At 61.4% G+C, this 26,535-nt stretch carries 28 protein-coding genes; 14 read left to right on the forward strand and 14 right to left on the reverse strand.

All coding sequences use genetic code 11. From position 1 onward, the window contains the following. Positions 1-213: 213 nt before the first annotated feature. Complete coding sequence (locus FJ319_00875) at positions 214-1,311, reverse strand: hypothetical protein (GenBank protein MBM3932855.1); 1,098 nt, start codon at positions 1,309-1,311, stop codon at positions 214-216. A 44-nt stretch (positions 1,312-1,355) separates the two neighbouring features. Between FJ319_00875 and FJ319_00880 the strand changes: the two genes are divergently transcribed. Together FJ319_00880 and FJ319_00885 are read left to right on the forward strand one after the other, a co-directional pair. Continuing rightward, positions 1,356-2,456: an Ldh family oxidoreductase gene (locus FJ319_00880; protein ID MBM3932856.1), complete on the forward strand. Its 1,101-nt coding sequence runs from the start codon at positions 1,356-1,358 to the stop codon at positions 2,454-2,456. Positions 2,457-2,619: 163 nt separating this feature from the next. Continuing rightward, complete coding sequence (locus tag FJ319_00885) at positions 2,620-3,759, forward strand: alpha/beta hydrolase (protein MBM3932857.1); 1,140 nt, start codon at positions 2,620-2,622, stop codon at positions 3,757-3,759. A gap of 75 nt (positions 3,760-3,834) precedes the next feature. Here FJ319_00885 and FJ319_00890 read toward each other — a convergent pair whose 3' ends face one another. The 10 genes from FJ319_00890 to rpsB form a co-directional block, all read right to left on the reverse strand. Beyond that, positions 3,835-5,535 carry a proline--tRNA ligase gene (locus FJ319_00890; protein MBM3932858.1) on the reverse strand — a complete coding sequence of 567 codons (1,701 nt, stop codon included), beginning with the start codon at positions 5,533-5,535 and terminating at the stop codon, positions 3,835-3,837. A 303-nt stretch (positions 5,536-5,838) separates the two neighbouring features. Next, complete coding sequence (ispG, locus tag FJ319_00895) at positions 5,839-6,987, reverse strand: flavodoxin-dependent (E)-4-hydroxy-3-methylbut-2-enyl-diphosphate synthase (protein MBM3932859.1); 1,149 nt, start codon at positions 6,985-6,987, stop codon at positions 5,839-5,841. Positions 6,988-7,058: 71 nt separating this feature from the next. Then, the gene (locus tag FJ319_00900) at positions 7,059-8,258 is read right to left on the reverse strand and encodes a PDZ domain-containing protein (protein ID MBM3932860.1); all 1,200 of its coding nucleotides are present in this window, start codon (positions 8,256-8,258) and stop codon (positions 7,059-7,061) included. Continuing rightward, positions 8,259-9,404, reverse strand: coding sequence for a 1-deoxy-D-xylulose-5-phosphate reductoisomerase (locus tag FJ319_00905; protein ID MBM3932861.1), 1,146 nt, complete (start codon positions 9,402-9,404; stop codon positions 8,259-8,261). Next, the gene (locus FJ319_00910) at positions 9,392-10,255 is read right to left on the reverse strand and encodes a phosphatidate cytidylyltransferase (protein ID MBM3932862.1); all 864 of its coding nucleotides are present in this window, start codon (positions 10,253-10,255) and stop codon (positions 9,392-9,394) included. Before FJ319_00910 ends, FJ319_00905 begins: the two co-directional genes overlap by 13 nt. Continuing rightward, positions 10,252-10,956, reverse strand: coding sequence for a di-trans,poly-cis-decaprenylcistransferase (uppS, locus tag FJ319_00915; protein MBM3932863.1), 705 nt, complete (start codon positions 10,954-10,956; stop codon positions 10,252-10,254). The genes FJ319_00910 and uppS overlap by 4 nt, the downstream gene beginning before the upstream one ends. Positions 10,957-11,027: 71 nt before the next feature. Beyond that, on the reverse strand, positions 11,028-11,591 hold the full coding sequence (locus FJ319_00920) for a ribosome recycling factor (GenBank protein ID MBM3932864.1): 564 nt from the start codon (positions 11,589-11,591) through the stop codon (positions 11,028-11,030). 73 nt (positions 11,592-11,664) lie between these two features. After that, the gene (locus FJ319_00925) at positions 11,665-12,405 is read right to left on the reverse strand and encodes a UMP kinase (GenBank protein ID MBM3932865.1); all 741 of its coding nucleotides are present in this window, start codon (positions 12,403-12,405) and stop codon (positions 11,665-11,667) included. A gap of 3 nt (positions 12,406-12,408) precedes the next feature. Beyond that, the gene (gene tsf, locus FJ319_00930) at positions 12,409-12,912 is read right to left on the reverse strand and encodes a translation elongation factor Ts (protein MBM3932866.1); all 504 of its coding nucleotides are present in this window, start codon (positions 12,910-12,912) and stop codon (positions 12,409-12,411) included. A 14-nt stretch (positions 12,913-12,926) separates the two neighbouring features. Then, positions 12,927-13,751, reverse strand: coding sequence for a 30S ribosomal protein S2 (gene rpsB / locus FJ319_00935; protein MBM3932867.1), 825 nt, complete (start codon positions 13,749-13,751; stop codon positions 12,927-12,929). A 204-nt stretch (positions 13,752-13,955) separates the two neighbouring features. Here rpsB and rpsO point away from each other — a divergent pair, with 204 nt between their 5' ends. The 8 genes from rpsO to FJ319_00975 all read left to right on the forward strand — a co-directional run bounded on the left by rpsO (position 13,956) and on the right by FJ319_00975 (position 20,802). Next, positions 13,956-14,225, forward strand: a complete 270-nt coding sequence (rpsO, locus tag FJ319_00940; GenBank protein MBM3932868.1) for a 30S ribosomal protein S15 — start codon at positions 13,956-13,958, stop codon at positions 14,223-14,225. A 64-nt stretch (positions 14,226-14,289) separates the two neighbouring features. After that, positions 14,290-16,551: a polyribonucleotide nucleotidyltransferase gene (locus tag FJ319_00945; GenBank protein MBM3932869.1), complete on the forward strand. Its 2,262-nt coding sequence runs from the start codon at positions 14,290-14,292 to the stop codon at positions 16,549-16,551. 179 nt (positions 16,552-16,730) lie between these two features. After that, complete coding sequence (locus tag FJ319_00950; protein MBM3932870.1) at positions 16,731-16,973, forward strand: hypothetical protein; 243 nt, start codon at positions 16,731-16,733, stop codon at positions 16,971-16,973. An 86-nt stretch (positions 16,974-17,059) separates the two neighbouring features. Further along, positions 17,060-17,920, forward strand: a complete 861-nt coding sequence (locus FJ319_00955) for a 4-hydroxy-tetrahydrodipicolinate reductase (protein MBM3932871.1) — start codon at positions 17,060-17,062, stop codon at positions 17,918-17,920. 86 nt (positions 17,921-18,006) lie between these two features. Then, the gene (locus FJ319_00960) at positions 18,007-19,038 is read left to right on the forward strand and encodes an aspartate-semialdehyde dehydrogenase (GenBank protein MBM3932872.1); all 1,032 of its coding nucleotides are present in this window, start codon (positions 18,007-18,009) and stop codon (positions 19,036-19,038) included. A 150-nt stretch (positions 19,039-19,188) separates the two neighbouring features. Further along, a complete protein-coding gene (gene dapA, locus FJ319_00965; GenBank protein ID MBM3932873.1) occupies positions 19,189-20,076 on the forward strand; it encodes a 4-hydroxy-tetrahydrodipicolinate synthase in 888 nt (295 codons plus the stop codon). A 61-nt stretch (positions 20,077-20,137) separates the two neighbouring features. Then, positions 20,138-20,377 carry a hypothetical protein gene (locus FJ319_00970; GenBank protein MBM3932874.1) on the forward strand — a complete coding sequence of 80 codons (240 nt, stop codon included), beginning with the start codon at positions 20,138-20,140 and terminating at the stop codon, positions 20,375-20,377. Beyond that, the gene (locus FJ319_00975; protein ID MBM3932875.1) at positions 20,362-20,802 is read left to right on the forward strand and encodes a PIN domain-containing protein; all 441 of its coding nucleotides are present in this window, start codon (positions 20,362-20,364) and stop codon (positions 20,800-20,802) included. Before FJ319_00970 ends, FJ319_00975 begins: the two co-directional genes overlap by 16 nt. 19 nt (positions 20,803-20,821) lie before the next feature. On the opposite strand, the gene FJ319_00980 is transcribed toward FJ319_00975, so the two are convergent. The 3 genes from FJ319_00980 to FJ319_00990 all read right to left on the reverse strand — a co-directional run bounded on the left by FJ319_00980 (position 20,822) and on the right by FJ319_00990 (position 23,036). Continuing rightward, positions 20,822-21,133 (reverse strand): hypothetical protein, encoded by a 312-nt coding sequence (locus FJ319_00980; GenBank protein ID MBM3932876.1) that lies wholly within the window; start codon positions 21,131-21,133, stop codon positions 20,822-20,824. Between the two features lie 88 nt (positions 21,134-21,221). Beyond that, positions 21,222-22,514, reverse strand: coding sequence for an adenylosuccinate synthase (locus FJ319_00985; protein MBM3932877.1), 1,293 nt, complete (start codon positions 22,512-22,514; stop codon positions 21,222-21,224). A gap of 180 nt (positions 22,515-22,694) precedes the next feature. Continuing rightward, a complete protein-coding gene (locus FJ319_00990; GenBank protein MBM3932878.1) occupies positions 22,695-23,036 on the reverse strand; it encodes a 4a-hydroxytetrahydrobiopterin dehydratase in 342 nt (113 codons plus the stop codon). A 145-nt stretch (positions 23,037-23,181) separates the two neighbouring features. Between FJ319_00990 and FJ319_00995 the strand changes: the two genes are divergently transcribed. The 4 genes from FJ319_00995 (at position 23,182) to FJ319_01010 (ending at position 26,446) form a co-directional block, all read left to right on the forward strand. Beyond that, positions 23,182-24,045 carry a UTP--glucose-1-phosphate uridylyltransferase gene (locus FJ319_00995; protein ID MBM3932879.1) on the forward strand — a complete coding sequence of 288 codons (864 nt, stop codon included), beginning with the start codon at positions 23,182-23,184 and terminating at the stop codon, positions 24,043-24,045. A gap of 138 nt (positions 24,046-24,183) precedes the next feature. Beyond that, complete coding sequence (locus FJ319_01000) at positions 24,184-24,900, forward strand: hypothetical protein (GenBank protein MBM3932880.1); 717 nt, start codon at positions 24,184-24,186, stop codon at positions 24,898-24,900. Positions 24,901-24,908: 8 nt separating this feature from the next. Further along, entirely contained in the window at positions 24,909-25,676 is a 768-nt protein-coding gene (locus FJ319_01005) for a hypothetical protein (protein MBM3932881.1), read from the forward strand. A 2-nt stretch (positions 25,677-25,678) separates the two neighbouring features. Next, entirely contained in the window at positions 25,679-26,446 is a 768-nt protein-coding gene (locus tag FJ319_01010) for a hypothetical protein (GenBank protein MBM3932882.1), read from the forward strand. Positions 26,447-26,535 lie beyond the last annotated feature (89 nt).

Here is a 26,535-nt window from a genome sequence, read left to right on the forward strand (position 1 = left end):
GGAAGAGTTCTGTCCTGGTGTTGAGTGCGTTAGTGACCGGCCTGCGCCCGAGCGTGACTTGCATCTTTGCAATACCCCTTCGAATGTCCCGGGTTTACAGCCCCACTGCATTTCGCAGAGGGTGTATGCCCTACACCACTTAGTATGCACGAAGTCGAATGTGATGTCAAACAAAAGCCCGGGCAAATGGATGCATGGCGCCCATCGGTCAACCTAGCCGATCTTCGTCACCCTGCTGACGGCATACTGATTCGCCGTACCTGTGGGAGCCATTCCCAGGCAGGTAAACGTCGGCACTGTGCCTGTCATCGCCACGGCGGCCTCGAAAGCGCCCGGATTGGCGCCCTTGGCATCCGTGAAATCGACGCGCACGTGTGCCAGTCTCTTGTCGTCGCTGAGCCATGTCACCTTGCTCGCAACAGGCCGCCCGAACCAGCTCCACCCTTCACGTACCATGATCTCCCGCTCGGCGATCTGCTCCCAGGGCGACGGCATGGCAGCCCATCCGCGATAGTACCGCCCTGCCGCGGCGGCGGACCCTGTGTGAAGCACCAGCGAATCCAGGAAGCCCATTTCCACGCGCGACCAATACCGGCCGTCCGGCATGTCCAGCACATTAGGAGAAAGGCGATGGCCGCCCAGGTGGCTGACCTGCCACACTCGCAGGTCGCCGCCGGCCTTGCGGGTGTAATTCGTGCGCAGAGCGTCGAAGATCGGTATCCCATTGGTCGCGCAGCAAGTATCGTGGCTGCCGTGAGTGCAGACAAAGAGGTCCCTGGAGCCCGAGTTGCGCTCCTGGTACTTCACGAACTTCGCCAGATCGTCAGGCCTGATAAGGAGCGCCTCGACCACATCACTCACGTTCTCGGTCGGAACGAGGTAATGGAGCTTGGAGTAGCCTGCCGCGAGCCCGTCCGCTCGGGTGAAAAGCATGACGTGCGAGTGGCCAAGGACAGAGTACTCCTTGTCTTTCCTCACCGCCTGCAGGCGCGTGGACGCGCCCATCTGCGACGCTCTGGCCACGGTGGCCGAGACGGCGTGCGGGAAAGCCTTGCTATCTATAATCTCCTTCACCCAGGGCTCGGCGACCTCGATCACGAGAAGCCGCTTCCACCAGTTGGCCGACCCGCCGGGGTCCTCGTTGTTCGTCCTGGAAAATACTGAGCAGAGCCGGTCTCTTACTCTCAGGTTCTCTGTAGTAGTCAAGTGGTTATCTCCGGAAAGGGACGTTGCGCCACCGGAAAGTGTAGCAAAACCCATACCCTCCCGCCAGAACAGCACCGCGGCCCGCCTATCCTTGCGCCGCCGCATGCCCCGAAATAGAATACCCCCACGGCATTTCAGGAGAACCAAACTTGCTAAAGCCCTTCATGGTAGACCCCTCACAGGCGATCAGGGTCAAGGAGCAGCTGCTCCGCGAGACCGTTTCCGCCATCTTCCGAAAGATGAATGTGACGGCGGACGACGCCGACATCGCAACCGACGTGCTCGTGGCGGCAGACCTCCGCGGCGTGGAGAGTCACGGAGTATCGAACATGCTCCGCCTGTACGTCCGCGGCTATCGGCTGGGGGAGCTTAACGCGCGTCCCAACTGGCGCGTCCTGAGAGAAACGCCGTCCACGGCGAACATCGAGTCGGACGCGGGCCTCGGCATTATCCTTGTGCCGAAGGCGATGGAAATGGCCATAGAAAAGGCGAAAAAGGTCGGCATGGGGGTGGTGACGCTCCGCAACGGGCGGCACCTGGGTATGGCCTCGTACCACGCGATGATGGCGCTGAAACACGACATGATAGGTATGTGCATGACATCGTGCCCGGTGTACGTTGTGCCGACTTTCGGCGCGGAGGCGCGCCTTGGCACCAACCCCATCGCCATTGCCGCGCCTGCGAACAAAGAGGTGCCGTTTGTCTTTGACGCGGCGATGAGCACAATCCCCGGCAACAAGCTCAGCCTGGCCAACCGCCTCAAATCGCAGCTCATGCCCGGCTGGGTGGCCGCACCTGACGGCACCCCGATCATGGAGTACTCACCTGCTCCCCCGCTCGGGGCGGACGGCATACCGCAGGCCTACCTCCTCCCCCTCGGCAGCACTCGCGAGCTGGGATCGCACAAGGGGTACGGCCTCATAGCGATGGTGGACATTCTCGGTGGCGTACTGTCCGGCGGCGGGTACGGTCTTGTGCCCGGCCGGCCGAACTTCGGCCACTATGTAGCCGCCTACAGTATCGAAGCGTTCATGGATACGCTGGAGTTCAAGGACAAGATGGACGAGTTCCTCACGATGCTGAGGACGACGAAGACCGCTCCCGGCCACGACCGTGTGATTTACGCCGGCATCCTGGAGGCGGAGGCGATGGCCGACCGCAAGGCCAACGGCATACCCTACCACCCCGAAGTGATTGAGTGGTTCAAGGGCATCTGCAGGGAGCTGGGGATTGCGTACAACCTGACCTAACGCGTATCGCTCTTACCTCAAGGCCCAAAGGGCCGTAATGGCTCAGCCCAGGGAGGAGCCTCGTAGGCTCCGCGAAGGGGCGACCCTTTCGCTCCTAACCCAGGGCTACTGAGTCATCCCGGCCCGTTGGGCCTTGAGAGACTTACTTGGGAGACGCACCCTCTTGAACCGCCCGCTGAAGATCACTCTCATTGCCGCCGCCTCGCTGGCCGCGCTGCTGAGCTGTGGCCTCCTCGCGGGGGCGTGGTACGTATCGGGCATCCTCAAGCACGACGGGCTGATCGTGAGGGATGGTCCGCCAGTGTACGACCTCGCGGTGGTAGCCGTGGACACTGACTCTATACGCCTTCGCACGTCCGAGCTGACAGGCGACGCCATCCGGTGGAAGACTGCGGGCGAATCGGGCTTCAGGGAGAGAATGACTACGGCAGGGTTCGGGACGATTCTTGAGCTCACCGACTCCGAAGTTGAACGAGAATTCGAGCAGGTGCACGGAACGTTCGAGCCCGGAGACCGGGTCCGCATCGATAGGTTCACATACGACAACGATCCCCTGACGGCGCTTGGACTGGGGTACCAGGACGTCGAGTACGCGTCACCATTTGGCAGCTTCCCCGTGTGGTACTTCCCCGGGAGCCGCGACACGTGGGTCGTATTCGTCCACGGCAGAACGGCCAACCGCGAGGAGGCCTACCGCATGCTCCCGACTGTGCTGGACATGGGCTTCCCGGCTCTGGTCATATCGTACCGCAACGACCCCGACGGCATCGCCACCGAGAAGCGCCTCTACGAGTTCGGCCAGACGGAGTGGGAGGAGCTCGAAGGCGCAGTGAAGTACGCCACAGACAATGGCGCTGAGGATGTGGTGCTCGTCGGCTTCAGCATGGGCGGAGCAATAGTGACGAACTTCATGTACCAGTCCGACCGCACGAAGGACGTCCGCGCTCTGGTCATGGACTCGCCGATGCTCAACTTCAACGCGACTGTGGACAAGGGAGCGGAGGACCGCGGGCTGCCGGGGCCGTTCGCCTGGCTCGCAAAGTACGTGGCGCAGGTGCGGTTCGGCGTGCATTGGGGAAAGCTGGACTACCTGAGGGACGTGGACAGGCTGGAGGCGCCGATCCTCCTCTTCCATGGCGACGCGGATGAGACGGTGCCAAAGTCCACGAGCGACGCGCTGGCGGCGGCACGGCCGGACATCGTGACATACATCGAAACGCCCGGCGCGACGCACGTGGGGTCGTGGAACGTGGACAGAGCGCGGTACGAGGCGGCGGTGCGGGAATTCCTCAGCAAACCGTAGCCCGCGCGATTCATCGCGCCTGTTTCGTTCACAAGCCATGGCCGTCAGCAACCCGGGCGCGATGAATCGCGCGGGCTAAAACATCCCCTTCACCCCCACCACCACCTGCTCCTTTGCCACCGCCTCACCTTGGCCGTCCTTGCGCGCTTTGACCTCAACGACGCCCTGCTTGAGGTTGCGCGGGCTGACCACCAGACGTACCGGCAGGCCGATAAGGTCCGCGTCATTGAACTTCACGCCGGCGGACTCCACGCGGTCGTCATACAGCACCTCGACGCCTGCGGCCGTTAGCTCCCTGTAAAGCGCGTCCGCCGCCTCGGCCACTTCCGGCTTGTCGACGTTGAGCGCCGCCAGGTGGACCTGCCACGGCGCGACCTCGCGGGGAAAGACAATCCCCTTCTCGTCATTGTTCTGCTCTATCGCCACCGCCAGCAGGCGGCCGACTCCGATGCCGTAGCAACCCATGATTATGGGGTGCTGCTCCCCGGCGGCGGACTGGTCGGCGAAGACCGCGTTGAGCGCGTCTGAGTAGCGCGTGCCGAGCTTGAAGACGTGGCCGACCTCTATTCCGCGCTTCGTCGCAAGCGGGCCGCCGCACCTAACGCACTCGTCGCCCTCGCGCGCCTGGGCGATGTCTGCGATCAGGTCTACCGTGAAATCGCGATCGAGGTTCGCGTTCCTGATGTGGTAGTCCGGCCTGTTCGCGCCAACGACCCAGTTGGCGCCGAGCTTAATCGGGTCGTCCGCGATGACCCGAACGCCTGCCACGCCGACCGGCGACGCCGAACCGGCGACGATGCCGTTGGCCTTCACCTCTTCCGGCAACGCGATGCGCAGGTCCCTCACCTTGAGGGTGTTCTTGAGCTTGACCTCGTTAATGTCCAGGTCGCCGCGTATGACCACGAACGTGAACTTTCCGTCCGCCATGTAGAAGACGGCCTTGAGCGTCTTCATCGTCTCTATCTCCAGGAACTCCGCGAGCTCGTCTATCGTCTTCAGCCCCGGCGTGTGCACGTCCTCCAGCTTGCGCGGGCGCTCAATGAAGTCCGGCGGCGGCTTCACGAACGAGGCCTTCTCGGCGTTGGCGGCGTAAGAGCACCGCCCGCAGACGATCAGTGTGTCCTCGCCAGCGTCCGAGAGCGCCATGAACTCATTCGAGTCCTTGCCGCCGATCGCGCCTCTGTCCGCCTCTACCATAATAAAGTTGAGGCCGCACCGCCTGAAGATGTTGTTGTACGCCTTCACCATCGCCTGGTAGGTCGTATCCAGGTCCGCCCAGTCCGCATGGAAGCTGTAAGCGTCCTTCATGTCGAACTCGCGGACGCGGATGAGGCCGCCTCGCGGGCGCGGCGCGTCGCGGAACTTCGTCTGTATCTGGTAGAGCGTGAGAGGGAGGTCGCGGTAGCTGCGGACGTTCGCCCGCACCATCATCGTCAGCACCTCCTCGTGGGTGGGCGCAATGACGAGGGGGCGCTCCTTGCGGTCCGTGACCTGGAAAAGGTCCGGGCCGAACGCTGCCGTCCTGCCGGTCTGGTCCCATATCTCGCGGGGCTGAAGCGTGGGCATGCGCAGCTCCTGCCCGCCCTCGGCGTCCATCTCCTGCCGGATGATCTCCTCGATCTTGCGGAGGGAGCGCCACGCCAGCTGCAGGTAGCTGTAGACGCCGGAGGCGACCTGGTAGATGCCGCCCGCCCGCAGCATGAGCTTGTGGCTGGTTAATTCTGCCTCCGCCGGCTCCTCCCGCAGAGTCTTGCCGAAGAGTTTTGACAGGCGCATTGGCGTATGACCTCGTGCCGACGACGAATTGGTTCAGAGCAGTCTGCAACGTATGGAAGCGGTTACGCGAGGGAGCGTCCGAAATAGCCGGTGGCCAACCCCCTGCCACCCTGAGCGACAGCGAAGGGTCTAAGAACCGCACCTGGGATAGTGACCGCTATGACCTGCTACGCTCTTAGACCCTTCGCTGTCGCTCAGAATGGCAAATTGGGGTATTTATTCCGATGGTACCGTGGCCGCAGACGCAAAAAAGAAGCGGCCCATGGTGATGACAACATGGACCGCCGTGAATCTAGCGACTGACTACTTCGCGGCCGTCGCCAGCTCCCCTTCCGCCTTTTTGACCTCTTCCATGAGCGCCGTCAGCATGTCCGTCTCTTCCACGATGCGGGCCTTCTGGCCCTTGCGGAAGATGATGGCGCGGCCTGCCCCTGCGGCGATGCCCACGTCCGCGTCCTTCGCCTCGCCCGGGCCGTTAACCTCGCAGCCCATCACGGCCACCTTGATTGACGTCTTCGTGGTCTTGAGAAGGTCGCCGACGGTGTTGGCGAGCCTGCGGATGTCCACGTCGGCGCGGCCGCAGCTCGGGCAGGCGACGAGCACGGCGCCCTGCTTGCGGAGCTCCAGCGACTTCAGTATTTCGAAGCCGGTATAGACCTCTTCCTTGGGGTCGTCGCTCAGGGAGACGCGAATGGTGTCGCCGATGCCTGCGTACAGGAGCGTGCCCAGGCCGATGGCGCTGCGGATGCTGCCGGACTTTGCCGTGCCGGACTCCGTGATGCCGAGGTGCAGCGGGTACGGCACCAGGTCGGCCATGCGTTTGTAGGCCTCGACGGTGGTATCGATATCGAACGCCTTGAGCGATATCTTGATCAGGTCGAAGTCGAGCGCCTCAAGCAGGCCGATCTCCCAAAGGCCCGTCTCGACCATGTGGTCGACGACGTTGTACTCGCCCTCGACGGCGTCGCCGGCTTTCTTGAGCTTGTTCACTCCGTCGGTGTGGCGGGACTGGCCGCGCGCCTTGCCAATGCTGCCCACCGGAGGCAGGCTGCCGAAGTTGACGCCGATGCGGATAGGCACCTGGCGGGACTTTGCCTCGCGGACGACCTCTTTGACCTTTTCCGGGTCGCGGATATTCCCGGGATTGAGGCGGAGGCAGTCCACGCCGCTCCGGAGCGCCTCGAGGGCGAGCTGGTAGTGGAAGTGGATATCCGCCACGACAGGGATTTTGACCTGCTTCTTGATATCCGCCAGCGCCTTCGCGGCCTCCATGTCCGGCACGGCGCAGCGGATGATCTCGCAGCCGACCTCCTCCGCGCCCTTTATCTGGGCGACCGTCGCGGCCACGTCGCGCGTGTCGGTCTTGGTCATCGACTGGACGGTGATGGGCGCGCCGCCGCCGACCTTTACGCTGCCCACCTGTATCTGCTTGCTGATTCGCCGCTTTCGCACGATTGGACTCCCAGTTTGTCTTCGGCTTAATCCCCTTCCCTCTCAGGGAAGGGGCAAGGGGTTAGGTTGTCTTACCTCAGGAAACTTTCGCCGTTGATAATCTTGATTATGTCCCTGTAGCTTATCACCACGATGAGACCAATGAGGACGATAAAGCCGACCATGTGCACGAGGCCCTCGCGCTCGGGCGAGATGCGCTTGCCGCGCCGCACCCACTCTATCACAACAAACAGCAGGCGGCCGCCGTCCAGCGCCGGAATCGGCAGCACGTTGATGATGCACAGGCTGATGCTTAGAAGCGCCATGAGCTCCAGGATTGGCATGAGGCCGCCCACTTCTGCGACTTCACCGGTCACCTGGGCGATGCCGACCGGCCCGGCAAGGCCGGGGTCAGGGCCGCCTGCGAACCACTGCGTGAAGCCGTTCTTGGTGAGGACAATTACTTCCCACACCTGGCCGAACGCCATCGGGACCGATTCCCATATTGGGAAGCTCTCCTTCACCATGTGCACATTCGCCGTGCCGATCCTGACTCCTACGGCGCCTTCCTTCCACTTGTTGCCGAGCTTGACGTTCGGGTTGAGCCGCTGGGCTTCAACCAGCGGTATTTGCGTGGCCGGGTCGGTCACGGTCTCAACAACAGTCCTGGTCGGCGGGTTGAGCCTCGGAACAACAGTTACATTCTCTACCGGCGCGGTGTCCGGCGAGAACGGCAGGCCGGAGACGATGACGGTCCGGCGCACGGTGAGCTGGACTTGCTTGCCGAGGTTCGAGTTGATGACCTGGGCAAGGTCTATATGCGTCTTCACAGGCGCGCCGTTGGCCTCCAGGACTACGTCCTGGGACCGCAGGCCCGCCTGATGGGCAGGAGAGTTGGGTTCGACGCCGGTGATTACCACTGTGCCGACGGGGACATCGTGCGGGAGAGTAAACAGGGTCGTGAAGACGACGATGGGAAACAGAAAGTTCATAAATGAGCCGGCGACTAGCACCACGGAGCGTTTCGCCGGGTGCTGGCGCGCAAAGCTCTGGGGGTCGGTTGGGTCTTCTTCCCCGGCCATCTTGACGAAGCCGCCGAAGGGCAGCCAGTTCAGGGAGTAGATCGTCCCGCGGTAGGTGAAACCTACCATCCGCAGCGGGAAGCCGAATCCGAACTCCAGGACCTTGATGCCGAAGAGCTTGGCTGTGACGAAGTGGCCCAGCTCATGTATAAAGACCAGGAAGCCAAGGACAGGAAATATAAGGAGCCACGACGGCAGGCCAAAAAGCAATTATGCCTCCTCCACTACCTTGCGCACCCGTTCCCGCCCAATGGAGGCCGCCAGGAGCACGTCCTCTATCGACGGGTCATCACACGACTCGAAGTCCCACAGCGCCTCCCGGATGACACTGTGAATGTCAAGAAAGCCTATTTTCCGGGCGAGGAACATGTCCACAGCCGCATCGTCCGCGCCGCAGAGCGCCGCCGGCCAGGTGCCGCCCCGCTTCGCCACCTCGATGGCAAGCTCGAAGCACGGGTAGCGCTTCGGCCTCATTTCCTGGAACGTCAGCGCCGCCGAAACGACAGGGTTAAACCTGGTGATGTTCTTGTTGTACACCCTGTCCGGGTAGAGGAGGGCGTACTGGATGGGCAGCCGCATGTCAGGCGGGCTGATCTGTGCCTTCACGGAGCCGTCCACGAATTCCACCATGGAGTGGATGAGGCTCTGTGGGTGAATGACGACTTCAATCTGCTCCCACGGCACTCCGAAAAGGTAGTGCGCCTCTATTACCTCAAACGCCTTGTTCATCAGCGTCGCGGAGTCGATGGTGATCTTTTTGCCCATCGTCCACGTGGGGTGCTTGAGCGCCTGCTCGGGGGTAACGGCGGCGAGCTGCGCGGGGTCCAGGTTTCGGAACGCGCCGCCGGACGCCGTAATGATCAACCTGGATATGCTCATATCCTCGCCGCGCAGGCACTGCCAAATGGCGTTAGGCTCGCTGTCCAGCGGCAGGATCTGTACGTTTCGCCTGCGGGCGAGCTCGGTCAGCATGCCGCCAGCGAGAATTATCGACTCCTTGTTCGCAAGGGCGATGTGCTTGCCGGCGTTGATGGCGGCGATGGTTGGTGCAAGAGACACGTCGCCTACGGTGGCGGTGACAACCGTGTCCACTTCCGGGTCGCGGACCATTTCATCGAGGGTGGACTCCCGCGAGCCGTTGAGAAAGAGGGGGGCTTTCTCGTCCCGCGAGCCTTCGCAGCTGACGAGCCTGGGCCGGAACTCCCGTACCTGGGACTCCAGTGTGTTGAGGCTCCTCCGCGCCGCCAGGCCGACCACTCGGAACCTGTCCGGGAATGTCCTGACGATATCGAGAGTCTGGGTGCCGATGGAGCCCGTGGAGCCGAGTACGGCCAGTCCCTTAGCTATGGTGCCCATATGACAAAATAATACACCACGACCAAATTGAAGACAATTGAATCCAACCTGTCCAGGACTCCCCCGTGGCCGGGCATAATCCGGCCAGAGTCCTTCACGCCCGTAATGCGCTTTAGCCTTGACTCCGCCAGGTCCCCGAGCTGGCCCCACACGCCCATCACAGCGCCGAGCGCGACGGCCGACAAGGCAGGTACTTGCAAATCGAGCGCGTACATGGCCGCAACGGCCGCGAGGACCGCGCCGGCGAATCCGCCAAATGTTCCTTCCCACGTCTTGCCCGGGCTTATTTTCGGCGCCATTTTGTGGCGGCCGATGGCGCGCCCGACAAAGAACGCCGCCGTGTCAGTTGCGAACGTAACGGCGATGAGGAAGAAGACCCATTCCATCCCCTGGTCGAGGCCCCGGAGCAGCGGCGCGTGGGCGAGTGTACCGCCGACGTACAGCACAGCACCAACCGTAGCCCCGACGCCCCGGAGGCCGATGTTCACGCCTTTCATCAGCCTGAGGAGGGATATGGCCGCTGTTGCGCCAAGGGCTGCGAGCAATGCCCCGTACACCGTTCCCTGGTAGTCAGAGGCGTACAGGTAAGCGGTCCATACGAGCGCGACCGCCCATAGGCCGGAAATGAAGTCGGATGCGCGCCATCCGATGTTTCGCGCCATACGGGCCGCTTCAAACGCCCCCAGGCAGGCCGCAAGGGCTACCAGGAACGCGAACCATGCCCCACCGGCCAGGACGGCCACAGCAAGCACTGGAATGCCCACGGCAGAGGTCAGAAGACGGGGCTTCAGGGTGCCCTTCTTTGCGGGCGCGGGGAGAGGAGCGGATGGGGCCGGAGTGGCTGGAGTCATCTGTCGCTATCGGGCGGCGTCATTACCTTGCCGAAACGGCGTGTGCGGCGGCTGAAGGCCACGAGTGACCGGGTGACCTCTTCCTCATCGAAGTCCGGCCAGAACGCCTGGGTTGTATAGTACTCGGCGTAAGCGGCCTGCCAGATGAGGAAGTTGCTGAGGCGCATCTCGCCGGCTGTGCGAATTATGAGGTCCGGGTCTGGAAACCCGCCCGTATACAGGTAGCTGCCGAACAGCTCCTCAGTGATGAGTTCCGGCCGAATACCGTCCTGGACTACCCGACGAATTGCATCAAGAATCTCCGCCCTGCCGCCGTAGTTGAAGGCAACGCCTAGGGTGAGGCTGGTATTGTTCTTTGTGAGGGCCGCAGCGTCGTCGATCGCCTCGCGGAGGTCAGGAGGAAGGTCGTAACTGCGGCCGACGTGCCGTATGCGGACGCCCTCCGCGTGGAGCGGCTCGAGCTCCTTCTTGATGGTGTCCCTGAGAAGGTGCATGAGGGCGTTCACTTCGTCCTGCGGGCGGTTCCAGTTCTCCGTGGAGAAGATAAACAGGCTGACGTATTTCACGCCGTAGCGGGCGAAGTGGCGGAGGACGCGGCGGATGTTGTCCGTCCCGGCGCGGTGTCCATCTGTGCGAGCGAGGCCGCGTGCATTGGCCCAGCGACCGTTACCGTCCATGATAATGCCGACGTGGGCGGGCACTACCGGGAGGGGAACGATCTCTGCCTGGCTGCTGCCGCTTCGAGGGGACTGGGCCTTGAAGGGCTCCGGGCTCAAACCGCCATCACCTCGGCCTCTTTGTCGTGTCGTATCTTGTCCAGCTTCGCGATGTAGGAGTCGGTCAGCTTCTGGAGCTGTTCCTGGGAGCGGCGGCTGTCGTCCTGGGAGAGGGACTTGTCCTTCTCCATTTTGCGGATCTCTTCGAGGGCGTCCCTTCGGATGTTTCGAACGGCTACGTGCGACTCCTCGGTCTTCTTGCCGACCACTTTGACCAGGTCCTTGCGCCGCTCTTGCGTGAGAGGGGGCATCGTCAAACGGATGATTGCGCCGTCGTTGCGGGGGGTGATGCCAATGTCAGACTTCATGATCGCCTTTTCGATGGCGGCTAGGGCTGTCTTGTCCCACGGCTGGATGGCGATTACCCGGGATTCCGGCACGGAGATGGTGGCCACCTGGCTCAGGGGCGTCGGGGCGCCGTAATATTCGACCGGTATGCTTTCCACCAGTGCTGCGCTTGCGCGGCCGGTTCGAATGGAGTCCATGTCCTTTGACAGCGACTGGACCGATTTCTTCATCCTGTTCTCGGCTTCAGCCATCACTTCTTGCGTAGTAGGCATTTGAACATCCCCTGAGATTCACAGGGCCCCGATTAACGGGGCCCCGGATAAACTCTTTCGGAATTGCGGTCCGCTACGGCACCTTCTCCGCCACCAGTGACCCCAGCCTCTCGCCGCTGAGAATCCGCCTGAGATTGCCCTGGGCGAACAGGTCAAAGACCACGATAGGCATCTGGTTATCCATGCACAGCGAGAGCGCTGTGGAGTCCATGACTCCCAGCCTTCTCTCCTGGACGTCCCGATAAGTGAGGAACTCCAGCTTCGGCGCCGTTGGATCTTTTGCCGGGTCCGCGGCGTAGACGCCGTCCACCGCATGCTTGGCCATCAACAGCACCGATGCGTTAATCTCGATGGCCCTCAGGGCCGCTGCTGTATCAGTCGTCATGAACGGGTTGCCGGTCCCGCATGCAAATATCACTACCCTGCCGGTCTCAAGGTGGTGGATCGCCCTGCGCCGGATGAACGGCTCCGCCATCTGCTGGATGAGCAGGGCCGACTGCACCCGGGTCTCTACTCCGTAATTGCGTTCAAGCACATCCTGGAGCGACACGGAATTCATCAGAGTCGCCAGCATACCGGCGTAGTCGGCGGTGGCGCGGTCCATCCCGACCTGCGCCTCGGCATCAGCGCCGCGCCAGATATTGCCGGCCCCAACGACTATGCCGACCTGTACGCCCATGTCGGCGATGTCTTTGACCTGGGAGGCGATGTAATAGATAGCCTCCCGGTCTATGCCGAATCCCCTGTTGCCCTTGAACGACTCTCCGCTAAGCTTGAGCAGAACTCGCTTATACTTTGCGCCGTTTGTGGTCACTACCTATTCTCCGATGGAGAACCGGGTAAACCTTCTGACGCGGACATTCTCTCCAACCTTGGCCACTACCTCGTTGATGAGGTCCTGCACGGTCTTCGAGGAGTCTTTGATAAAAGTCTGTTGCAGCAGGGCGACCTCTTGAGGCTTGGCTGTGTCGCCCTCAGGGATCAGCGCCTTGTCTATGTAAAGCGGCGACATCGCAGCGACCTGCATGGCGATATCGTGCGCGAGCTGCTTGAACTGCTCCGTCCTGGCGACGAAGTCGGTCTCGCAGTTGATCTCGACGATGGCGCCAACGCGGCCACCACTGTGAATGTAGCAGTCAACCAGGCCGTCTTTGGCATCGCGGCTCGCCTTTTTGGCGGCCGTTGCAACGCCCTTGGCCTTCAGGATCTCCTGGGCCTTGGCGATATTGCCGTTCGCCTGCGCCAGGGCCTTCTTGCAGTCCATGATACCGGCGCCGGTAAGCTCCCGGAACTCCTTTATCTGATCGAGAGTCGCTTCCACTAAAAAGGGTCCTCCTACTGCTGCTGAGCGCCGCGAGGGGCCTTTCGCCTGTTCTCGGCGGACTCTTCATCTTCTTCGAATGAGATATCGGCGGCCTTGGCTGCCATGGAGCCGGGCTGGGGCCGGTCGGCGTCGCCGGGGGCAGCGGTTGTGTCCGACACAACCACGTCCCTGCGGTTTGTGCCTTCAATTACGGCGTCGGCCATGCGGCCAGTGACAAGCCGGATAGAGCGAATCGCATCGTCGTTCCCGGGGACAGGGTAGTCTATGTACGTAGGGTCGCAGTCCGTGTCCACGAGGGCGACGATCGGCACGCCCATGCGGCGGGCCTCTGCGACGGCGTTTGACTCTTTGCCCACATCGATGATGAACAGGGCCCCGGGCATGGAGGTCATCTCCTTGATACCGCCGAGGTACTTGTTCAGCTTCTGGATCTCTTCCTCAATTCCCTGGGCCTCTTTCTTGGAGAGGACATCGAGCTCGCCCTTGGCCTTGCGCTGCTCCAGGTTTACCAGATAGTCGATGCGCGACTGGATTGTGGTGAAGTTGGTAAGCGTGCCGCCGAGCCACCGCGTGTTCACGAAGAAGGAGCCGCTGCGCTGCGCCTCCGCCTGCACGGTGTCGTGGGCCTGCTTCTTGGTACCCACAAAAATGACCTTCTGCCCGCTTGCGGCAACCTCTTCCACAAACGCCCCCGCACGCTCAAGGTACTGGAGCGTCTGCTGAAGGTCTATAATGTGGATGCCGTTACGATGGGCAAAGATATACTGCTTCATCTTTGGGTTCCAGCGCCTGCGCTGGTGTCCAAAGTGAACGCCGGCCTCCAGCAAAGACTTCATCGTGATCTGAGTCCTTACCGGCTCTGCCCTGGTTTCCTCCAACTGTTGCACCATTTAGTCTGTTCACCCTCCTGCATTTCAGGGGCACAAATATCCTTCGAATACGAAACTGTATTCGCCGCAGTGCAGTATAGCACAGCGGGGCGCGCTGTGCTACAATCTTACGAAATAAACATAAAAGCAATGGGATGGTGCGTTTTTCGCATGGGACTGGACAAGAGCGTCAAGGACACGGTTATCGGCGATTTCAAGGCCCGCGATGGCGATACAGGCTCGACCGAAGTGCAGGTTGCTCTCATCACCAAGAGGATTGAGACGCTGAACAACCACCTTCGGTCCCACAAGCACGACGAAGCCACTCGGCGAGGCCTCTTCAAGCTGGTCGGCCAGCGGCGAAGGCTCCTGCGTTACCTGAATGCGGAAGATGTGGGGCGGTACCGCTCCCTCATTGCCAAGCTGGGCATACGCAAGTAGCACCCCTGCCCCCACCATCCGCGGGGCTACTTTGTCGCACCCAACCAGGAGGCTTTCTTTTCCAATGGTGTCTTCTTTTCAACGCCAGATAGGTAGTGACGTCTTCAATTTGGAGACCGGACGCCTGGCGCTACAGGCCAACGGCTCCGTCCTCGTTCGCCATGGCGATACAGTGGTCCTCGTAACCGCCACGATGTCCAGACCTCGTGAAGGGATAGATTTCTTCCCCCTCACCGTGGACTTCGAAGAGCGGATGTATGCCAAGGGCAAGATCCCCAACATTTACTTCCGCAGAGAGGGGCGACCGAGCACCGAAGCAACGCTCACCGCCCGCCTGACTGACCGACCGATTCGCCCGCTCTTCCCCAAGGACTTCCGCAACGAGGTCCAGATCATTATTACGGCTCTATCCACAGATATGGAGAGGCCGCTTGATATCGTCGCAATGGTGGGCGCGTCAACAGCTCTCAGCATATCGGACATCCCGTTCAACGGGCCGATCGGCGCGTGCCGCGTGGGCTACGTGAACGGCGAGTTCGTTGTCAACCCCACCTACCAGCAGATGGAAGAGAGCGAGCTGGACCTTATCGTCGCCGGCAGCCGCAATGGCGTCATCATGATCGAGGCCGGCTCATACGAGTTCCCGGAAGACCTCATGCTGCAGGCCGTCGAGATTGCCCAAAAGGCGAACCTTGAGGCAATAACCCTCCAGGAGGAGATGGCGGCGGCGGTCGGCAAGGCCAAGTCGTCCTACACTCCCTTCGGCCCGACGCCTGAGCTTGAGCGACTGGTTGCCGAGAAGGTCGGCACGCGCATCGCCGACGCTTTTGTTCGGGGCACAACCAAGGCCGAGCGCAACACGGCAATGGACAGCATCAAGCAGGAGTTGCTTGAGCAGTTCCAGGACGAGTACGAGCCGAAGAGTATCTCCGGCGCCTTCGAGGCGTATACGGAGAAGGAGTTCCGAAAGCGCGTCCTGGAGCACGGTGAAAGGCCTGACGGTCGCGGCGTCAAGGAGATTCGCCCCATTTCAGCGGACGTTTCACTCCTCCCCCGCACGCACGGCAGCAGCCTGTTCCAGCGCGGCGAGACCCAGGTCCTGGGTATTACCACTCTCGGCTCGGTTGGCGACGCGCAGAGGGTCGACGACCTGTTCCATCCCCCGGACTCCACGAAGCGCTTCATGCTCCACTACAACTTCCCGCCATACAGCACCGGCGAAGTGAAGCGCATCGGATCACCGGGCCGCAGAGAGATCGGCCACGGCGCGCTCGCGGAACGCGCGATCGAGCCCGTCCTTCCGAACGAGGACGAGTTCCCGTATGTCATACGCGTCGTTGCCGAGTGTCTCGGTTCCAACGGCAGCACCTCAATGGCCAGCACCTGCGCGGGCACGCTCGCACTTATGGATGCCGGCGTCCCTATCAAGTCCCCTGTCGCGGGCATCTCCATCGGCCTGATCACCGGCGAGGACGGCAAATTCACCACCCTGACAGACATCCAGGGCATGGAAGACCACTACGGCGATATGGACTTCAAGGTCGCCGGCACGGCCCACGGGATCACCGCCATTCAGCTAGACATCAAGTCCCAGTACATCACCCTGGCAGTCGTGGAGGCTGCGCTGTCCCAGGCGAAAGAGGCGCGAGACTCCCTCCTCGGGATCATGAAGAAAGCGATTGAAGCGCCGCGCTCGGACATAAGCGAGTTCGCACCGCGCATGACGCGCATCAAGATCCCGGTGGAGAAGATCGGCCTCGTCATCGGCCCGGGCGGCAAGATGATCCGCGCGATTATCGAAGAGACGAAGGCGACGGTCGACATTGAGGACGACGGCACGGTGACTATCGGGTCCACCGACAGGCTGGCCGCCAAGCGCGCAGTGGAGATCATCGAGGGCCTGACCCGCGAGGCGAAGGTTGGCGATATCTATACCGGCAAGGTTGTCCGCACCACCAACTTCGGAGCCTTCGTAGAGATCTTCCCCGGCCAGGACGGCATGGTCCACATCAGCGAGCTTGCCGACTACCGCGTTGGGGCAGTCGAGGATATCGTCAAAGTCGGCGACGATGTAACCGTCCAGGTTATCAACGTCGATCCCAGCGGCAAGATCGCACTCTCCCGGCGAGCGCTGCTGGAGGGCGACGGCGCCAAGGCCCAGGGCGAGGCCGCCGGCGACGGCGCAGAGGCCGGACATGGTTCCGGGTACAAGCCGCGTCCTCAAGGCGGGGGCGGACAGGGCGGCGGCGGACGGCGTGATGACCGCAGAGGCCCTCCCCGCTCAGGCGGCGGCGGGCGCCCAGGCGGCTTCGGCGGAAGGCGCTAGCCCACAGGGCTGAACACACGATACACATGACCGGGCGGGAAGCTTTTCCCGCCCGGTCCTTTTTTTCAGCGAAATTACCGGTCGGTAACGGGAGATCGACTAGTCCTTCAAGACTATTCAAGACAGTCACAAAAGACAGTCAACATTTTCGCCGAGAATCCTAATATAAGCGGAGTACTTTGCCGGAAGTAACGGAGGTCTCCGTGGGCACGGGTGCGGACCGAAATCAACACAAACGGTCGCAGGATAGCCTTGTCGAACCAGCCAACGCAGCCGAAGATGTTAACTCGGCGACCGGCGCCGCTTCGCCGCCGCATGCCAAGCCGCCTCCCGTGCCGGGGGAAGTCCCCGTGCGCATCAACTTGCGCGCCCGCTTCCCCTCTGCCGACCGCCGCACAGGGATAGACCAGGAGCTGGGCTAACTCGCCGCCAGGTCTCCCTCGGATGCCGTCCCCTGCCCGCCCAGCTACTACCCTTTACTTTCCATTGCCATTACCTTACTCTCTCTTTGCTCAATTTAGCCGCGGCACGCATGCATTGCAGGGGCCGCATAGATTACCCCCTCAAGGAGAGGGCAATGTCACCAACAAAGGTCGTAATTCAAGGCGTCCTCGGTAAGATGGGACAGGAGGTGCTCAAGGCGGTCTCGAAAGAGCCGGACATGAGGCCCCACGGTGCGGTGGACACCAACGCCGGGGCCGGCACTATAGCGCTCCCATCCGGCAGCGACTCTATCCCGTTGTCGCGGTCGATCGCAGACGTGCTTGAGGGCGCAGATGTGGTCGTCGACTTCACAAACGCTGAGGGCGCCATGCAGGCAGTCCGCGCCGCCGCGCCCCGGAAGGTCAACCTGGTTGTCGGGTCTACCGGCTTTGCAAAGGCCGACTACGAGGCCGTAGGCGCGCTTGCGAAGCAGCATGGCGTCGGCATCCTCATCGCGCCCAACTTCACCATCGGCGCAGTGGTAATGATGCACCTCGCGAAGATCGCCGCGAAGCACTTCGAGTACGCGGACCTCATAGAGTTCCACAGCGAGATGAAGCTGGACTCCCCGTCCGGCACAGCAGTCGCGATAGCCAACGCGGCGGTGGACGGCCACGGCGGCCCCTTCAAATCGCCGGAATCGCACAAGGAGCTCGTCAAGGGCGCGCGCGGCGGCGTTCAGGGCGGGATAAACATACACGCCGCCCGCATGCCCGGCACCGTGGCGCACCATTCGCTCGTTTTCGGCCACACCGGCCAGACGCTGACGATACGCCATGACTCGATCAACCGGGAGAGCTTCATGCCGGGAGTTATGCTGGGCATACGGCAGGTCCTCAAGACCCCGGGCCTGACTATCGGCCTGGACAAGTTCCTGGGACTCTAGGCTGGATTTGCCGGGGGATAGTCGCTATCATTTCTGTTAAATCGTAGCGGGGAGGAGAAGCCGCACGGCGGCTTTCGAAGACCATCGTGAGAAACTGTCGCATTGCAGTCGTGGGCGCAACCGGCGCCGTGGGCCAGGTCTTCCTGGATATCGTTCAGCAGCGCAAATTCCCCGCCAGCCAGATAAGGCTATGCGCGTCCGCCCGGTCCGTCGGCAAGAAGGTCACCGTCAACGGCGAGCAGATCGCCATCGAGGTGGCCACCCCCAAGCTCTTCAGCGAGGTGGACATCGTCTTCATCGCCGCCGGCAGCGACATCAGCAAAGCGATGGCGCCCATCGCAGTTGAAAAGGGCGCGGTCGTCGTCGACAAAAGCTCGGCCTTCCGCATGGACCCGAACTGCGCGCTCGTAGTTCCCGAGGTGAACGGGGACGACCTCGTCGGCCACAAGGGCATCACGAGCGTCCCCAACTGCTCCACGACGCCCCTGGTCATGGTTCTCAAGCCCCTGAACGACAGGCTCAAGGTCAGGCGCGTCATAGCGGACACTTACCAGTCCGTTTCCGGCACAGGCGTTGAGGCCATTGATGAACTCCGGACGCAGACTGCACAGATCGTGAAAGGCGAGCCTGTGACGAAACAGGTCTACCCGCACCAGATAGCCTTCAACCTCTTCCCGCACATTGAGACGTTCAAGGAGAACGGCTACACGACGGAAGAGATCAAGATGACGATGGAATCTCGCAAGATACTCCACCTGCCCAACCTGGCCGTCTCCGCCACCTGCGTGCGCGTCCCGGTCATGGTCAGCCACAGCGAGTCTGTGCACATAGACTTCGAGGGGAGGATCACCCCTGACGAAGTGCGAAAGATCCTTTCGAATGCGCCCGGCATCAAGGTCGTGGACGACCCGTCGAAGGGCGTCTACCCCACCCCGCTCATGGCGGAGGGCAAGGACGAGGTCTTCGTCGGCCGCATCCGGGAGGACGCCTCCAACCCGAACGGCATCGCCATGTGGCTGGTCTCAGACAACCTCCGCAAGGGAGCTGCCCTCAACGGCATCCAGATTGCAGAGGAGCTTCTGCGCAGGGACCTGGTAGGCCGGAAGGCGCGGGTGTAGGGTACGGGGTACGGGGTACGGAAGGGGTCATGGCATGGTCCGAAGCCCCTGCCAAAGCATCAGTTCCGTTGTAACAGTCGTCAAATCGACGCGCCAGCGCTTTCCACACCCGCCGGGCACGCCGCCATAATCGCCGCACAGGAGACTCCCATGGAAATCGGCAGACTTCTCACCGCAATGGTCACCCCGTTCGCCGACAACGGCGATGTCGATTACGGCCAGGCGCGAAAACTCGCGAAGGCGCTTGTAAAGTCCGGCAGCGACGGCCTCGTCATCGGCGGCACAACCGGCGAGGCCCCGGCGATGTCCGACGAAGAGAAGCTGAGGCTATTCGGCGAGGTCAAGGACGCCGTCGGCGTCACCGCGACCGTCATCGCCGGCACGACCGACAACAACCACCGCCGCTCCATCGAGCTGTCGCAGGAAGCGGAGAAGCTCGGCGTCGACGGCCTGCTCCTGACCGTCCCCGCCTACAACAAGCCCTCCCAGGACGGCCTGTACCACCACTTCAAGGCCATCGCCGCCGCAACGCGCCTTCCGGGAATCCTGTACAACGTTCCCGGCCGCACTGCGCTCAACATGACCGCGGCTACAACCCTGAGGCTGGCGCAGATCGATAACATCATCGGCATCAAAGAGGCCTCCAGCGACGCCGACCAGATCGCCCAGATCATCGACCAGGCCCCGCCGGGGTTCAAGGTCTGGTCCGGCAACGACAACGAGACATTCTCGATCATGTGCACTGGCGGCTACGGCATCGTCAGCGTCGCCTCCAACATCATCGGCCTGCAGATCAAGGGGATGATGGACTGCATCGTCGAGGGCAAGGTGGACCAGGCCGCCAAAGAGCACCTGCGGATGCTCCCGATCTTCAAGGCGCTCTTCTGGGTCACCAACCCCGTCCCCATCAAGTACGCCGTCAACCGCGCCGGCTTCCGCGCCGGCCCCGTCCGCCTGCCCATGTACGCGCCGGACAAAGACTTCAACACCCGCTTCGACGCGGTAATGGACAAGTACAAGATGGACGTCATGGGGTAGTAGTCCGATAGCGGTCGTATGATGGTCTGGTAACGGGTGACCTGGGCTTGAGGAGGAGACCATGCAGACCAAACTGACAATTCACCTCGATGAAGACCTGATCAAGTACGCAGAAGAGTACGCCAAGGAACACGGTACGTCTGTGTCTGAAATGGTCGCGGCATATATCGCGGTACTAAAGTCACGCCCAGAAAAGGCCCACTTAGACCTCCCAGAGGTGGTCAAGCGGCTTCGCGGCGCTGCAAAAGGCCCCGCTGACGAAGAAGACTACTACCGCTACCCGGAATCCAAGCACAGGTGAAAGTAGCTTTCGACACCAACGTCGATTTGGACGTCCTCCTGGACCGGTCACCGCATTCCGAAATTGCCTCGCAGTTGTTCGCGTATGTGGCCCGTTCCGAAATCACCGGCATCTTGTCGGCCACCTCGATAACGACCATACACTACGTATCTTCAAAGAACGTGGGTAAGTCCGGAGCCGACAAACTCGTCGAGTCTTTGATAGGAACGTTTGAAATCGCCGAGGTTAATGACGACGTTATCCGAAGTGCATTGAAGTTGAGTTTTGCCGATTTTGAGGATGCGGTCTTACACGAAGTAGCGCGGAATTGCGGTGCTGACGCCATCGTCACAAGAGACCCGAAGGGGTTTGCTAAAGGTTCGATTAGAGCATTTCAGCCGCAATCTCTGCTGGTGCTCCTGGAAAGCGGCGTGATCAATCTGTAGAGGCCTGACGAGGACCGGCTCACTCCAGAAACCCTTGCTCCCGCAGCCGCCTTATGCTCTGGTCCAGCGACTCCTCCAGTTCCTTCTCTAGCCCGTAGTAGTCCACTACTTGCATCGCCGCCAGGAGCAGGCCTTTCACCTCGCCAGCCAGCTTCACGCGGTCCGGCCCACCGTACTTATGGCGCTTGCTGCCGCTCCCCTCGAAGTGGTTCACCTGCTGCGCCAGCTCGCCGCCCTCTTCCAGTATGCGAGTCATTATTTGGAACGGGTCTTTGCCGTTCGGGAACCGCCGCTCGAGGCCCTGGTTGACCAGCTTGACCTTGTCGAACATACTTACCCCCTGATTGCCGTAAAACAAAAGCGCCGAGGCTCTTCACCCCGGCGCTTCTCTCTTCCGTCTTTACCCTAAACCCCAAACTCTACACCTTCATGAGGTCTCTAACCATAACTGTCTCGTCGCGGTGGGGGCCGGTGGAGATGACGTCTATGGGGACGCCGACCAGCTCTTCAAGGCGGTCAACGTAGCGGCGGGCGTTCTTGGGGAGGTCCTCCAGGCGGCGCGCGCCGGCTGTGGGTGTGTCCCAGCCCCTGTGGTTCTCGTAAATCGGCACGCAGCGGCTCAGCTCCGTCGCGCTGCCGGGGAAGTCATGCACGATCTCCCCGTCCAGCTCGTAGCCTACGCACACCTTGATAACATGGTAGATGTCCAGCACATCCAGACGCGTGAGAACGATCGATGTGTACCCGTTGATGCGGCTGCTGTAGCGGCCGGTGACGGCGTCGAACCAGCCCACGCGGCGCGGGCGGCCCGTGGTGGCGCCGAACTCCTGCGCGCGGTCCCGAATCGAGGTGCCCGTTGCGTCCAACAGCTCGGTCACGAAGTTCCCGCCGCCGACACGGGTGCTGTACGCCTTGTAGACGCCGACTATCGAGTTAATCTGCCGTGGCTGCAGGCCAAGCCCGGTAAGGGCGCCACCGATAGTCGGCGAAGACGAGGTCACAAACGGGTACGTGCCGTGGTCGATATCCAGCATCGCGCCCTGTGCGCCCTCAAGGAGCACATTCTTGCCCGTATCCGCCGCGTGGCTGACGATGTGCTCGGCCGGCCCTATGTAGGGGGCAAGTTTGGACGACCACGCCTTGCACTTGTCTAAGACATCTTTGAGGTCTACAGCCTTGTGGCCGTACACCTTGGTGATGATTGCGTTGTGGTGGCTGAGCACGCTCTCAAGCCGCGGCAGCAGGCTCTCCAGGTCCTTCAGGTCCGCCGCGCGGATGCCGGTGCGAGCGGCCTTGTCCATGTACGCAGGTCCGATCCCGCGTCCTGTAGTGCCTATTGCGTCCTTGCCCTTCGCCTTCTCAGAAAGCTGGTCGAGAAGGACGTGGTACGGCATGACAATGTGGGCGCGCTCACTCACGATCAGTCGGCCGGTGACATCCACGCCCTTGGTTGCGAGGCTTGAGATCTCGTGGAGGAAGACGTCGGGGTCGACGACGACTCCGTTTCCGATGATGCCGAGGGTCTGCGGCCAGAGGATGCCGCTGGGCACGAGGTGAAGGACCAGCTTGCCCTTGTCCGTGATGATTGTATGGCCGGCGTTATTGCCCCCGGAAAACCTGGCGACAATATCGGCATTCCTGGAAAGGAAGTCTACGATCTTTCCCTTTCCCTCATCGCCCCACTGGGCGCCCAAAACGGCACTGACCGTCATCACAACTCCCCTTGATTCGAAGTTGGCGCAACTGTCCTGATTTTGACCTTCGCGAGTATATCATAAACGGCAGCAGCGGGCAGTCGGATAAGGCAGTAGTTGGTAGTAGGTAGTTAGTAGTTGGCCAGACCAAATTCGATCGGCTGTTGGCTTGGCTGACTACCTACTACCAACTACTAACTACCCGCCACCGGCGATCTGGTCCGTCTTCGCGGCCATGATGAAGTCGTTGCGGTGGAGTCCCTTGATCTTGTGCGTCCACCAGCCGACGCCCACCCTACCCCACTCCACCACGAGGCGCGGGTGGTGGCCCTCCTCTTCGGCGGCCTGGCCCACCTTGTTGGCAAATGCCAGCGCCTGAGCGAAGTCTTTGAACTTGAACGTGCGCTCAAGGTGCTTAACGCCCTGCTCCTCGGTAAGCTCCCAGTTGGGCACCAGCGGCTTCAGCTCAACGATTTCCGCATCCGTAACTTTCGGTGAGTCCCTCCTGCATACACCGCATTTCTCGCGCCAGAGTGTCATATACAGGCCTCCTGGGGACCGGGATTGACCGGTTGGTCAACATAAATATCCTAGCACAGGTAGTAGAGTCAGTTGGAATGTGTTGCTATACTCGGTTAGAAGCGAGTTCCCCATCCTCTCAAGCTGCAACTTCCAGGAGGCCCCATTGAAGGTACGAAAGGCTGTAATCCCCGTCGCAGGCTTCGGCACGAGGTTCCTGCCGGCAACGCGCGCCGTGCCCAAGAACCTACTGCCCGTGCTGGACACACCCGTGATCCACTTTGCGGTGGAGGAGGCGGCAAAAGCGGGGATAGAACACATCGTCCTCGTCATGTCTCAGCGTCAGGAAGCGATGGGCTACTACTTCGGCAAGTACACCGAGCTGGAGCTGGCACTGGAGAAGAAGGGCAACAAGGCGATGCTGGAAAAGATGCTCGCTATCCCGAAGATGGTGGAGATCAGCTATGTCTACCAGCACGAGCAGATGGGCCTTGGCCACGCCGTGAAGACTGCAAAAGCGGTAGTGGGCAGGGAGCCGTTCGCCGTGTTCCTTCCAGACGACATCATCTGGTCAGAGAAGCCGACTATCGGATCGATGATCGATCTCTACAACCAGTACCAGTCAATCGTCCTGGCTATCAAGCAGGTGCCGGACGAGATGGTGCCTAACCTGGGGATCGTCGCCGGCAATCAGATCGCCGACCAGGTGTACCAGGTGACGAAGATGGTGGAGAAGCCGAAGTTGGCGGACGCTCCGTCGAACCTGGCCATAATCGGACGGTACGTTCTCCCGCCGGAGATATTCGACGTGCTGGACCGCACGAAGCCGGGCGCCATCGGCGAGATACAGCTAACGGACGCAATGGCCACGCTTATGTCCTCCACCGGCAAGGCCTACGGCTACAAGTTCCACGGCGCACACTTCGATACCGGCGTTCCGCTGGGCATGCTCAAGGCCTCCGTCTACGCCGCCATGAAGCGGGAGGACCTGGCCCCGCAGCTCAAAGAGTGGCTGAAGAAGTACCAGTAGTAAGTAGTGGGTAGTTGGTAGTTGGCCAGACATACAGCCGGCTGTTGGATTGGCCAGCTACTAACTACCTACTACCAACTACCATCCCTCTGTGTTACCCTTTCGCCCAGCCCTTCAGCGACGTTCCCAGGAGGCCTCATGCGACTTATTCTAGCCGGCTGCGAGTACTCGGGGACCACTACCCTTGCCTACCGCCTCCGCGACTGGATCCACACGGTCATCGGCGGCAACGTCAACCGGATCCACGACCACTTCAAGATACCTTACACGTTTGTCCATATGCCTGAGTACACTCCCACCCCGGACGCTACTCCGGACGAGGTGAAGAGCTTCCTCTCGCTCAGCCCGCGCATAATGGATACGGTGATGCGGCATAACTGCGTTTACCACTCCAAGGCCATCAAGGGCATGGAGGACAAGATCATCATCGGCATGCACATCGATGAGCTTGTCTACGGCCCTCGCTATTTCAACTACGGGCAGGCAGGCACGAATGGGGACAGGCGGGCGTTCGGCCTGGGCATCGAGCGGACGGTCCTGGCAGAGGCCCCTGATACCATCCTGGTCCACGTTCACGCCACCCCGGATGTGATCGCAAAGCGCATGAGGCAGAACCCCCACCCGAACGGACTTGTGAAGGAGAATGACATCCAGTTCGTCCTGGGCAGGTTCGCGGAGGAGGTCGGCCACTCCGTGCTTCGTCGGAAGATTGCTCTGGATACGAGCACGATGTCTGTGGAAGAGACCTTAAACGAATTCGTTCGCAAGGTTGAGCCGCTCATGGCGGACAACGATCGGCGGCGAATGCTCCTGCGCCAGGTCTGGCTCAAAGACGGCGCCGCGGCCGGGAAGTAGGTGCGCCAGTGAGACTGCTAATTGTCGGCTGTGAATACTCCGGCACCACCACGTTCACCTGGCAGGTGATGACGTGGGCCAAGAAGCACCTGGGAGCGCCGGACCTCGGCCCCCACGACCACTTCAAGTGGCCGCACATCGCACATCCAAAGGCCTCGTCCACCGAAGCGCACGACAAGTACTTACACGATTGGGAGGCCGGTCGCGGACCGGACCCCACCACCCACGCGCTAACGCTGGAAGAAAAGATGCAGCTTTTGGACCTCCCGCCGACGATCCAGGAGATGTTCATGCGCTACCTGATCCAGTACCACCTCCAGGACGCCTTCTACTCCGACCCGGACATGGTGATGGTGGGCATGCATTTCGACGAGGCAATCTACGCGCCGCTCTTCTACGGCTACGGCGCCGTTGGACAGTACGCGGCCCGTAACCACGAGTCGCGAATCGTGGAGCAGCGCCTTTACGACGTCGCGCCGGACCTGGTGCTTATCCAGGTCAAAGCGACTCCAGAGACGATTGCGAAGCGGCTAAAGGCAAAGCCACACCCGCACGGGATCATCAAGGAGAAGGACATCGAGCTCGTCCTTAAACGGTTCCAGCAGGAGTACGAAGACTCGTCAATCTACCGCAGGTTCACAATCGACACGACGAGGGCGTCACCTGCTGAGTGCCTTGAGCAGTTTGTGGAGAACATGAAGCCGCTCTGGACCGAGTCGGACAGGATGCGGATGATGGCGCACAGGGAGCTTGCAAAGCAAGGGTACGGGGTGTAGAGATGCGACTGCTGATAACCGGCGCCGAATACACCGGCACAACGACCCTCTCGTGGGCGATTGTGGAGTGGATGCGGGAGAACATGGGTGTTGCCAACCTGTGGACGCACGACCACTTCAAATGGCCCCACCTGTCGCATCCCCGGGCGAGGTCTGCTGCGCACCAGGACGAGATGTATGCGGACTGGCTGGCGGGGAAGGCCGAGGACCCCACGCGCCTTGGCCTTACGCTGGAAGAGCAAAAGAAGATCATGGCGCTCAGCCCGCGGCTGAGGGAGATGTTCCAGCGCTACCTCGTCAGCTACCACGTGATGCCGGCCTTCTTCCAGGAGCCGGACTACATAGTCATTGGCATGCACATTGAAGAGGCGGTCTACGCGCCCATGTACATGGGGTACGGCCGCAATGGGGAGTACGGGGACCGCGCCGAGATGGCCATGGACGTCGAGCAAGCGCTATTCAAGTACGCCCCGGACCTGGTCATGGTAATGCTGAACGCCTCGCCGGAGGTCGTCTCGAGCCGTATGAAAGCGACGCCCCACACCAACTCGATTGTGCCAGAACGCGACGTGCCCACCGTTCTGCGCCGGTTTGAAGAGGTATACGCAGCCTCTTCCATCCACCGGAAATTCAAGATCGACACGAGCAAGGCGACCGTGCAGGAGTCGCTGGCCGAATTCCTTCAGAAGATGGAGCCGCTGTGGTCTGACACGGACCGCCTCCGGATCATGTCCCACAAGCAGCTACGGAGATTCGGCCACAAGGTGTAGGGCATCGTACGCGCGTGTAGCTGCACACCATGCTGTGCCCGGTATTAATGCACAGCATGCTGTGCAGCTACACAGATACCTCGACTTCG

It is taken from the genome of SAR202 cluster bacterium, assembly GCA_016872355.1.
Lineage (GTDB): Bacteria > Chloroflexota > Dehalococcoidia > Lucifugimonadales > VGZY01 > VGZY01.

Bases quoted from the DNA above. Each gene is read 5' to 3' on its own strand.
- dapA (MBM3932873.1), top strand. From the start codon at position 19,189: ATGGAAATCGGCAGACTTCTCACCGCAATGGTCACCCCGTTCGCCGAC.
- FJ319_00990 (MBM3932878.1), bottom strand. From the start codon at position 23,036: ATGACACTCTGGCGCGAGAAATGCGGTGTATGCAGGAGGGACTCACCG.
- FJ319_00945 (MBM3932869.1), top strand. From the start codon at position 14,290: ATGGTGTCTTCTTTTCAACGCCAGATAGGTAGTGACGTCTTCAATTTG.
- FJ319_01010 (MBM3932882.1), top strand. From the start codon at position 25,679: ATGCGACTGCTGATAACCGGCGCCGAATACACCGGCACAACGACCCTC.
- FJ319_00985 (MBM3932877.1), bottom strand. From the start codon at position 22,514: ATGACGGTCAGTGCCGTTTTGGGCGCCCAGTGGGGCGATGAGGGAAAG.
- FJ319_00875 (MBM3932855.1), bottom strand. From the start codon at position 1,311: ATGCGGCGGCGCAAGGATAGGCGGGCCGCGGTGCTGTTCTGGCGGGAG.
- FJ319_00905 (MBM3932861.1), bottom strand. From the start codon at position 9,404: ATGGGCACCATAGCTAAGGGACTGGCCGTACTCGGCTCCACGGGCTCC.
- FJ319_01000 (MBM3932880.1), top strand. From the start codon at position 24,184: ATGCGACTTATTCTAGCCGGCTGCGAGTACTCGGGGACCACTACCCTT.
- FJ319_00910 (MBM3932862.1), bottom strand. From the start codon at position 10,255: ATGACTCCAGCCACTCCGGCCCCATCCGCTCCTCTCCCCGCGCCCGCA.
- rpsO (MBM3932868.1), top strand. From the start codon at position 13,956: ATGGGACTGGACAAGAGCGTCAAGGACACGGTTATCGGCGATTTCAAG.
- FJ319_00920 (MBM3932864.1), bottom strand. From the start codon at position 11,591: ATGCCTACTACGCAAGAAGTGATGGCTGAAGCCGAGAACAGGATGAAG.
- FJ319_00980 (MBM3932876.1), bottom strand. From the start codon at position 21,133: ATGTTCGACAAGGTCAAGCTGGTCAACCAGGGCCTCGAGCGGCGGTTC.
- FJ319_00970 (MBM3932874.1), top strand. From the start codon at position 20,138: ATGCAGACCAAACTGACAATTCACCTCGATGAAGACCTGATCAAGTAC.
- FJ319_00890 (MBM3932858.1), bottom strand. From the start codon at position 5,535: ATGCGCCTGTCAAAACTCTTCGGCAAGACTCTGCGGGAGGAGCCGGCG.
- rpsB (MBM3932867.1), bottom strand. From the start codon at position 13,751: ATGAAGTCTTTGCTGGAGGCCGGCGTTCACTTTGGACACCAGCGCAGG.